The 9,311-nt window shown below is 66.5% G+C and carries 9 protein-coding genes; 6 read left to right on the forward strand and 3 right to left on the reverse strand.

Going from position 1 to position 9,311, the window contains the following annotated elements:
- Positions 1-127: 127 nt before the first annotated feature.
- The gene (locus EF834_RS12260) at positions 128-421 is read right to left on the reverse strand and encodes a hypothetical protein (RefSeq protein ID WP_127947508.1); all 294 of its coding nucleotides are present in this window, start codon (positions 419-421) and stop codon (positions 128-130) included.
- 119 nt (positions 422-540) lie between these two features.
- Here EF834_RS12260 and EF834_RS12265 point away from each other — a divergent pair, with 119 nt between their 5' ends.
- The 6 genes from EF834_RS12265 (at position 541) to EF834_RS12290 (ending at position 5,621) form a co-directional block, all read left to right on the forward strand.
- On the forward strand, positions 541-1,014 hold the full coding sequence (locus EF834_RS12265) for a MarR family winged helix-turn-helix transcriptional regulator (protein WP_127947509.1): 474 nt from the start codon (positions 541-543) through the stop codon (positions 1,012-1,014).
- On the forward strand, positions 1,011-1,433 hold the full coding sequence (locus EF834_RS12270; protein WP_127947510.1) for an organic hydroperoxide resistance protein: 423 nt from the start codon (positions 1,011-1,013) through the stop codon (positions 1,431-1,433). The genes EF834_RS12265 and EF834_RS12270 overlap by 4 nt, the downstream gene beginning before the upstream one ends.
- A gap of 106 nt (positions 1,434-1,539) precedes the next feature.
- Complete coding sequence (locus EF834_RS12275; RefSeq protein ID WP_127947511.1) at positions 1,540-2,565, forward strand: PHP domain-containing protein; 1,026 nt, start codon at positions 1,540-1,542, stop codon at positions 2,563-2,565.
- A 16-nt stretch (positions 2,566-2,581) separates the two neighbouring features.
- The gene (gene ggh, locus EF834_RS12280) at positions 2,582-3,919 is read left to right on the forward strand and encodes a glucosylglycerate hydrolase (RefSeq protein WP_127947512.1); all 1,338 of its coding nucleotides are present in this window, start codon (positions 2,582-2,584) and stop codon (positions 3,917-3,919) included.
- Positions 3,920-4,050: 131 nt separating this feature from the next.
- Positions 4,051-4,782 carry a glycoside hydrolase family 25 protein gene (locus tag EF834_RS12285; RefSeq protein ID WP_164874126.1) on the forward strand — a complete coding sequence of 244 codons (732 nt, stop codon included), beginning with the start codon at positions 4,051-4,053 and terminating at the stop codon, positions 4,780-4,782.
- A 47-nt stretch (positions 4,783-4,829) separates the two neighbouring features.
- A complete protein-coding gene (locus tag EF834_RS12290) occupies positions 4,830-5,621 on the forward strand; it encodes an SDR family NAD(P)-dependent oxidoreductase (protein ID WP_127947513.1) in 792 nt (263 codons plus the stop codon).
- A 96-nt stretch (positions 5,622-5,717) separates the two neighbouring features.
- Here EF834_RS12290 and EF834_RS12295 read toward each other — a convergent pair whose 3' ends face one another.
- The gene (locus EF834_RS12295; protein WP_127947514.1) at positions 5,718-7,811 is read right to left on the reverse strand and encodes a PhoX family protein; all 2,094 of its coding nucleotides are present in this window, start codon (positions 7,809-7,811) and stop codon (positions 5,718-5,720) included.
- A gap of 206 nt (positions 7,812-8,017) precedes the next feature.
- The gene (locus EF834_RS12300; RefSeq protein ID WP_127947515.1) at positions 8,018-8,785 is read right to left on the reverse strand and encodes a hypothetical protein; all 768 of its coding nucleotides are present in this window, start codon (positions 8,783-8,785) and stop codon (positions 8,018-8,020) included.
- Between the last annotated feature and the right edge of the window lie 526 nt (positions 8,786-9,311).

The raw sequence follows: 9,311 nt of genomic DNA on the forward strand, positions 1-9,311 counted from the left end.
GGCGATAGCGGGCCCAGGCCGCGACTTCCAGCGGTGGAAAGGGCTGTCCGACGCTTGGGCGGTATGCCGTCAGCGTCGACAGATGATCAACCGACCGATGTCGCTAGAGCCTGGGCGCCCGCTTCGCTTAGAGGAACATTCCGCCGAACGGCATTGCGCCGAATCCGCCGAACGGTACTGCGCCGAAGCCTCCCATGCCACCGCCGAAGGGTGTCATCAGCAACGGACCCTCTTCGAGGAACAGCCCCTCCTCCATCAGCAAGGGATCGGGTCCACCTCGCTGCTGGGGTTGGCTGTTGGGTACCGAGGGAGTCGATTCGATCTCCGCGGCGGACGCGGTAGCGGCGCCACCTACGCCGGTCGCCAGGGCTATGGCGGCTGCTGCCGCGAGCACCCGGACGCTCTTCGTGATCTGCCTCATGGTCCTGCCTTTCGATTCGTCGTGGGCAGTCCCTTCTCAGGATGTCATCAATTCCTCAGGTTGTCACCAAACACCGGATTACATTGTGCACAACAGTATTGTGGTCTACATTAGTTGCCGTGACCGACGACCTCGCTCTGGACCGGCAGGTGTGCTTCGCGCTGTACTCGGCGTCGCGCGCCACCACCGCGGTTTACCGGACCCTGCTCGCCGAGTTGGGGATCACCTACCCGCAGTACCTCGTGATGTTGGTGTTGTGGGAGCGGGACGGTCGCGGCGTCCAGGAGATCTGTGATGCGCTCGAACTCGACACTGGCACGCTGTCACCGCTGCTCAAGCGGCTCGAGGCAGCCGGGCTGATCGAGAAGCAGCGGCTCGCCACCGACGAGCGGCGGGTCACGATCCGGCTCACCGAATCGGGTGCCGCGATGCGCGCCCGGGCCTCCGATATCCCGACCCGCCTCGCGCGGGCCACCGGGCTCGGCGCCCGGGACCTGGAGGACCTCCGTGGCGTCCTCCTGAACGTCGGTCGCAATCTCCACGAGACCGAGTCGGGCACACCATCGAACGACCATCGAGAAGAGGCAAAATGAACATCCTCTACACCGCCGAAGCGCTGGCAACCGGTGAGGGCCGTAACGGCCGCGCCGCGACGTCCGACGGCCGGCTCGACCTGGATCTTGCGATCCCGAAGGAGATGGGTGGCAGCGGCGACGGCGCCAATCCCGAGCAGCTGTTTGCAGCCGGATACGCGGCGTGCTTCCATTCCGCGCTGCAACTGGTGGCCCGCAAGGCCGGCGCCGACATCACCGATTCCGCGGTCGGGGCACGGGTTGGTATCGGCCCCAACGATTCCGGAGGTTTCGGACTGGCGGTGACGTTGGAGGTTTCGTTGCCGCACCTCGAACGCGGCGAGGCCCTCGCGCTCACTGAGAAGGCACACGAGGTGTGCCCGTACTCGAATGCCACGCGCGGCAACATCGAGGTCACCCTGACCGTCACAGACGAATAGGACCGTTCCCCGCCGGCTGTGTCGGCCAACCGGCCTCGCCGGCCGTGCCGGCCGATCGGCCTCGCCGGCCGTGCCGGCCGATCGGCCCCGGAGGCACCATGGAGACATGGCGAATCCGGGGCCGGTCGAGGCATTGCGGGAGGTCGCGTTCTGGCTCGAACGCGGTCGGGCCGACACGTATCGGGCGCGTGCCTACCGCCGAGCGGCGGACGTCGTCGAGGGGCTCACCGCCGAACAGCGTCAGTCGCGTCAAAGCACCGGCGGGTGGACTGCTCTTCCGGGAGTGGGTGCGAAGACCGCGGCGATCATCGAGCAGGCCATGGCCGGAGACGTCCCCGAATATCTACGGGAATTGCGCGATGCGGCACAGCCGATCGGGTACGGCGGTGCGGTGCAACCGGCGCTGCGCGGGGACCTGCATGTGCACTCGGACTGGTCCGACGGGGGCAGCCCGATCGACGAGATGATGCGCACGGCGGCCGCACTCGGCCACGAGTACTGCGCGCTCACCGACCACTCCCCCAGGCTCACGGTCGCCAACGGTCTGTCCCCGGAGCGTCTTCGGGACCAGCTGGCGGTGGTGCACGACCTGAACCTCGAGATGGCGCCGCTGCGCATCCTCACCGGCATCGAGGTCGACATCCTCGACGACGGTGCGCTGGATCAGGGTTCGGATCTGCTGGACGAATTGGACGTGGTGGTGGCGAGTGTCCACTCGCATCTGCGAGCGGACCGCGGCGAGATGACCAGACGGATGCTCGGTGCCGTCCGAGATCCGAGGGTGAACGTGCTCGGTCACTGCACCGGCCGCCTCGTCGAGGGGAAACGCGGCACCCGCCCGGAGTCGAAGTTCGACGCCGAGCGGGTCTTCCAGGCCTGCCGGGACCATGACGTCGCGATCGAGATCAACTGCCGACCCGAACGACGTGACCCGCCCAGCCGGCTGATCGACCTGGCCGTCGACATCGGGTGCCTGTTCGCGATCGACACCGACGCGCACGCGCCCGGCCAGCTGGCCTGGCAGGGGCTCGGCTGCGAACGTGCGATCCGCTGCGGAGTCGACGTGGACCGGGTGATCAACACGTGGCCGGTGGACGATCTGCTCGCCTTTACACGCGCATTCGCCGGGTGAGTCGCAGAATAGGACGATGATCGACCCCGGATTCACGCCGACGCAGCTCGCGGCCCGTGCCGCGTACCTGCTGCGCGGCAACGACCTGGGGACGATGACCACTGCCGCACCGCGCCTGTATCCACACATGTGGAGCTGGGACGCAGCGTTCGTCGCCGTCGGATTGGCGCCCCTGAGCGTTGAACGCGCGGTCACCGAACTCGACACATTGCTCTCGGCGCAGTGGGACAACGGGATGATTCCGCATATCGTCTTCGCGAACGGAGGCGACGGGTACTTCCCGGGTCCGAGCCGGTGGCGATCTCGGGAGCTGGCCGCTCACGCGCCGATCGGCGTCGACACGTCGTGCATCACCCAGCCACCCGTGCACGCGATCGCGGTGCAGCGAATCCTCGACCACGCCCGCCGGCACGGACGCAGCACGCGGGCGGTTGCGGAGGAGTTCCTCGACCGTCGCTGGGCCGACCTCATGCGCTGGCACCGCTGGCTCGCGCACGCGCGGGACCTGGACGGAACCGGGCGCATCACGATCTACCACGGGTGGGAATCCGGTATGGACAACTCTCCCCGATGGGATGCGGCTTATGCCAACGTGATTCCGGGTCCGGTGCCGCCGTACCGGCGTGAGGACGTCGCGGTCGTCACCGACGCCGCGCAGCGTCCCACCGACGGCGAGTACGACCGGTACCTGTGGCTACTCGAGGAGATGGCGAGCGTCAACTACGACGACGAGGCGCTGGCCGACAAGATGAGCTTCGCGGTCGAGGACGTCTTCGTCAGCGCGATCTTCGCACTTGCGTGCGATGTGCTCGCGGTGATCGGCGAGGAACACTCGCGCCCCCACGCCGATGTGCGCGAACTGCACTGCTGGGCAGACCGATTCCGGGCGGGTGTCGCCATGACGACCGACGAGCGGAACGGGACCGCGCGTGATTTCGACGTGCGCAGTGGGCGCTGGATCGAGACCGAGACGATCGCGATGTTCGCGCCCCTGCTGTGCGGCGGGCTGGACCGGAACACGGAGCGGGTGCTGTTGCGCACGTTCGAGGGCCCGAAGTTCTGCTCTCACCCCGACCTGCGGTACGCGGTCCCGCCGTCCACGTCTCCGGTCTCCGCCGACTTCAGTCCCCGCGAGTACTGGCGGGGTCCGGTGTGGCCGGTGATGACGTGGCTGTTCTCGTGGGCATTCGCGCGACGCGGGTGGGCGGAACGGTCGTCGATGCTGCGCGCGGAGGGGTTGCGGCAGGCCGCGGACGGGACCTTCGCCGAGTACTACGAGCCGTTCACCGGGCATCCGCTCGGGAGCATGCAGCAGTCCTGGACGGCGGCCGCGGTACTGGACTGGCTCGGCTAGCATGCGATTCAGAAAGATCACCCGGTTTAAAACAATTACCCGGTTTTGAGAATGCTGAGAACTTGCTGGCACAATTCTGAATTCGGCTCGAAATCCGCTCGTTCGGTATTTGCGTCATCTAGTCTTCGGCAATGCCGAGCAACCTCCATCGCTCTATACCGCGTGCCGCTGCACTTCTCCTGGCTGGTGCACTGACGTTGACCGCTCCCGCAGTCGCTACGGCCAGTCCGGGCGTCGACGTCGCCTCCTGGCAGCACCCGGGTGGTGCTCCTATCAACTGGGGCCAGGTGCGCGGGGCCGGATACGAGTTCGGGTTGGTCAAGGCCACCGAGGGCCTGTACTACACGAACCCGTATTTCGCGCAGGATTCGTTCGCGATGCGCATCGCCGGCGTCGCGCGCGGTGCCTACCACTACGCAGACCCGTCGACATCCCCCGAAGCGCAGGCAGCCGTCTTCGCGGCCAACGCGCTCGCGGTCAACCAGCTGGGCGGGCTGCCACCGGTGCTCGACCTCGAGACCACCGGTGGCCTAGCGCCGGCGCAGTTGATCGACTGGACCCGCCGCTACCTCAACACGGTGCAGCTCCTCACCGGCCGGACACCGATCATCTACACGTACCCCTCCTTCTGGCGCACCGCGATGGCCAACACCACCGAGTTCTCGAACTACCCGCTCTGGATTGCGGACTACAACGGTCAAAACGCTCCCAGCCCGCTGCCTGGCGGATGGACGGAGTGGGCGTTCTGGCAATACACCGACAGCGGCCGTGTTCCGGGAGTCGCCGCCAATATCGACCTGAACGTCTACAGCGGGGCGATGGGCGATCTCGACGCGTACGCCAACAACTTCTTCGGAAGCTGACGTCATGGTCTAGCGTCGAGGACCATCAATCGGGAACAGTCGACTGCATGACAAACCAGTTGAGCAGCAAGACCGCCATCGTGCTCGGGGTGACACCGGGCAACATGGGGCACGCCATCGCCCGCCGCTTCGTCGACGACGGCGCCTCGGTGTTGATTGCCGGACGGCGCGAGGACCCTCTCGCGTCGGTGGCCGCCGAGATCGGCGCGAAATGGCAGCGGTGCGACATCACGTCGGAACAGGACCTCGATGCGCTCGTCGCCACTGCACGAGACCTGTTCGGCCGCATCGACGTGGGCGTCAACGCGACGGGGTGGGGTCTGCTCGCGCCCTTCGAGGAGACGTCGAAGGACGACCTGGACAGAATGGCGGCAACACAATTCGTCGGGCCGTTCCAATTCTTCCAGCGGCTGGTCCAGAACATGACGGACGGCGGGTCGATCATCCAGATCTCGTCGGTCACCGCGTCGATCATGTTCGAGAACCACGCCGCGTACATGGGAACCAAGGCCGGGATCGACCACGTCATCCGTTGCATCGCCAACGAGTACGGACACCGAGGGATCCGGGCGAACTCCATCGCGCCCGGTGGCGTCGCAGACGCCCCGATGTCGGCAGGCGGGCTGAACTACCCGCCGATCCAGTCGCTCTATCTTCGTGAGATCCCGCTCGGACGGGTCGGCGTCTCCGAGGACGTTGCGAGTGCGGCGGCGTGGTTGGCCGGCGACGAGTCGAGCTTCGTCACCGGTCAGGTTCTGCACGTGAGTGGCGGGCAGACCCTCCGCCGCAATCCGTCCATCGCCGACTTGATCGGCGCAACCGCGGCCGAGCAGGCGTAGCCCCGAGACACACGACACCGGGCCGGCACAAGGCACAGGAATGGGGTGGGAGACTCGAGTCTCCCACCCCATCAGCGTGTTCGGACGTCTCGGACGCTACAGCCCGATCCGACCCCCACCGGACTTCCACACCGCCACGACGGACGGCCGCGGCTGTGCGCTGCCACCGTCAGGCCAGTGAGACGACGGCGAGTCGATGCTCGCATCATCGGTCTCGCCGGGGTGCTGGACGCACACGACGACGCGCTTGTCGTCGATGATCGGGCCGCACGTCTCGGCGCCGATCGGTACCGTGAGGAACTGCTTCGTCTCGCCGCGGCGCTCCCCCTCGAGCACGACGGAGAACAGGCCGTCGTTGGACTTCAGGGCGTTTCCGTCGGTGGAGATCCACAGGTTGCCGTATGGGTCGAACGCCAGGTTGTCCGGGCACGAGATTGGGCTGACCTGCGACTTGTCGAAGCCGCCGAAGTAGGTGTCGGCGGTGGCGGGGTCACCGCACACCAGCAGCAGATTCCACGTGAACGATGTACCCGCGTGCTGGTCGTCGATCTCGAGGACCTGGCCGTTCTTGTTGTTGTTACGCGGGTTCGCGGAGTCGGCCGGCGGCCGGTCCGAGCCGCCGCGCTTCGAGTTGTTGGTGAGCGCGACGTACACCTTGCCGGTGCGCGGGTTGGGCTCGAAGTCCTCGGGGCGGTCCATCTTGGTGGCGCCCACCTGGTCGCCCGCTAGACGCGTGAACACCGCGACCTCGTCGGCGGTCATGCCGTCGACCAGTGACTCACCACTGCCGTCCTCGTTGGTGCGCAGCAAGGGAATCCACTGACCGGTCCCGGCGAATACACCCGACGGCGGGAGCGTGCCCGAGCCGTCGATGGCGTCGGGTTCGCTTCCGCTGAGTTTCGCGACGTACAGGGTGCCCGCATCGAGAAGGGTCATGTTGTGGCGCATCGCTGCGCGGCTGTGGCCGGGCTGCATCTTGCGGGACGAGACGAACTTGTACATGTAGTCGAAGCGCTCGTCGTCGCCGGAGTAGGCGACGACGGTGCCGTCCGCGGTGACGTGGATGGTCGCAGCCTCGTGCTTGAAGCGTCCGAGGGCAGTGTGCTTGACCGGCGTGGACGACGGGTCCCACGGATCGACCTCGACGACCCAGCCGAAGCGGTTGACCTCGTTGGGCTCGGCCGCGACGTCGAAGCGGTAGTCGAACCACTCCCACTTCCGCTTCGATGCGTTGCCCTTGATGCCGTAGCGCGAGAGACGAGTTGAGGCCGTCGGATCGGCCACCTGCCCGCCGTTCGCGAAATACTGGTTGAAGTTCTCCTCACCAGAAAGCACTGTTCCCCAGGGTGTTACGCCCCCAGCGCAGTTGTTGAGCGTGCCCTTCACCCGGGTTCCGGTGGGATCGGACGACGTCTGCAACAGTGCACTGCCCGCGGCGGGACCGGTGATGACGAACTCGGTGAGTGCGGTAATGCGTCGGTTGTACTGACCGAACACCGGCGTCAGCCTGCCGGAGGACGCCTCACCCTGCACCTGGACGACGGACAGGCCGTGGTTGGCCCAGCCGATGCGCACCTGCTCCTCGGCGGGGTTCTCGGTGTTGTAGCCACGGAACATCATCGGCTCAGTGGTGTACTCGTGGTTTACCACCAGCAGGTAGGCGTTCGGCCGGCCCGGGATGGGGAGCAGGCCCGCGAAGTCGTTGTTGAACCCGAACTGCTTCGCAGCGGCCTCCGCGGTCTGGTTGTCGAAGTCGAAAACCGGGGCGTCATCGAAGATCGGATCACCCCAACGGATCACCACCGCTTGCTCGTATCCGTCGGAAACGACGACGGCATCCTCCTTGTTGGGTGCCACGGGCTCGAAGATAGTGCCAGGGACCGGGGGTTCCGCGAGCGATCCGGAAGCGGAACCTGTTCCCGACGAGCCGAAGTCGAGCCAGCCCGGTGCGGCCGCGGCGTTCCCGGGCAGGATCGCGCCCACACCGACGGCGAGAACGGTCGTCGCTCCCCCACGCAGGACGCCACGACGTGGGATGGCGGCACTGACGATGTCGCCGAAGCACTCCCCATCCGAGGTGTTGGGAACATCGTGGGCACAGGCATTTCCACACTTGTACTGACAAGTGATCGCGGCACGCGAGGACATGCCGTCGTGCTTGACGAACAACGCTAGGGGTTTCAGGTTCACCGTTGGACTCCCGAGGTCGAGTACGGATACCGGCGGCAGGTTGCCGGCAACGCACGCACCGTAGAAGTCGGGAACGGAGTTCTGGTGACGTCCGGATGAACTGCCGGACAACGCCGGTCGGAGGTTCCGTGTCCCTAATGACTGGAAGCCCGACTGAACGGCCGAAGGCCCCGCCGACTGGCGGGGCCTTCGGTGTCTTGGGGCGGCTAGCTCAGGATGCCGAATGCCAGGCTGCCGAGCAGGCCGCCGAGGGCCAGGCTGCCGAGGTCGGGGTCGCCGTCGCCGTCGCCGCCCAAGCTGCCGAGGTCGAGGCTGCCCTCGCCACCGATGACGTCGGTCAGGCTGCCGAGGTCGAGGCTGCCATCGCCGCCGCCCAAGCTGCCGAGGTCGAGGCTGCCCTCGTCGCCGCCCAAGCTGCCGAGGTCGAGGCTGCCATCGTCGCCGCCCAAGCTGCCGAGGTCGAGGCTGCCATCGTCGCCGCCCAAGCTGCCGAGGTCGAGGCTGCCATCGCCACCGATCAAGCTGCCGAGGTCGAGGCTGCCATCGCCACCGATCAAGCTGCCGAGGTCGAGGCTGCCATCGCCACCGATCAAGCTGCCGAGGTCGAGGCTGCCCTCGCCGTCGCCGGAACTACCGAACTCGAGGCTGCCCTCGCCGTCGCCGGAACTACCGAACTCGAGGCTGCCCTCGTCGCCGCCCAAGCTACCGAACTCGAGGCTGCCGAGCAGGTCGCCGTCTTCCAAACTGCCGAGCAGACCGTCGCCGTCGCCACCGACGACGTCCTCAATGCTGCCGAGCAGGTCACCGTCGCCGTCACCGACGAGGTCCTCCAGGCTGCCGAAGTCGATAGTGATGGGGATGCTGATGTCGATGCTGCCAGGTACTTCTTGAGCGTTGGCCGGTGCCGCGAACATGGTCGTAACGAGAGGGGCAGCGAACAAAGCGATCGCTGCAGTGCGAACGGACTTCTTCAACGTATGCTCCTTCGATCAAGTGACCGCACACGAACGTATGCGGTTATCGCGACAGCTGGCCTTGTGGGCCGCAGAGCCAGATCGGAATCCCCCCCGACAGGACATTTCGGTTCCTGCTGTGCTGCTGCAGGCTAACACGGTCTCCGCGATCGCAAAGGGAAACGACACGCCTACTGAACCCGTGAATGCAACCGCTTGTGACCGGCACGGGAAGCGCTGGCCTGCGGGAGGAATGGGAATCTGTGAGCCCTGTGCTGATGGCTTCCGGTTCCGGAATTCGGCGAACTCGCGCAACAGGTTCGCCCCGCTGGCGTCTCGACGGCCGACGCGATTTCGGTGCCGCCAGTACTTGCGAACGAGAACTCGTTTGAACGGCCGAAGGCCCCGCCAACCGGCGGGGCCTCCGGGTGTTTGAATTAGCCAAGTCCACCGAGGACCAGGCTGCCGGCAGCAACGCCACCGAAGACCAGGCTGCCGAAGGCCAGGTCTTCGGGGGCCACGGCGCCTTCGCTGGAGCCCAAGCTGC

Source organism: Rhodococcus spongiicola (assembly GCF_004011835.1).
Taxonomy (GTDB): Bacteria; Actinomycetota; Actinomycetes; order Mycobacteriales; family Mycobacteriaceae; genus Prescottella; species Prescottella spongiicola.

What these genes read in the sequence shown, in the direction of transcription:
- EF834_RS12275 (WP_127947511.1), top strand. Translation starts at nt 1,540, where the DNA reads ATGGCGAATCCGGGGCCGGTCGAGGCATTGCGGGAGGTCGCGTTCTGG.
- EF834_RS12270 (WP_127947510.1), top strand. Translation starts at nt 1,011, where the DNA reads ATGAACATCCTCTACACCGCCGAAGCGCTGGCAACCGGTGAGGGCCGT.
- ggh (WP_127947512.1), top strand. Translation starts at nt 2,582, where the DNA reads ATGATCGACCCCGGATTCACGCCGACGCAGCTCGCGGCCCGTGCCGCG.
- EF834_RS12290 (WP_127947513.1), top strand. Translation starts at nt 4,830, where the DNA reads ATGACAAACCAGTTGAGCAGCAAGACCGCCATCGTGCTCGGGGTGACA.
- EF834_RS12285 (WP_164874126.1), top strand. Translation starts at nt 4,051, where the DNA reads ATGCCGAGCAACCTCCATCGCTCTATACCGCGTGCCGCTGCACTTCTC.
- EF834_RS12260 (WP_127947508.1), bottom strand. Translation starts at nt 421, where the DNA reads ATGAGGCAGATCACGAAGAGCGTCCGGGTGCTCGCGGCAGCAGCCGCC.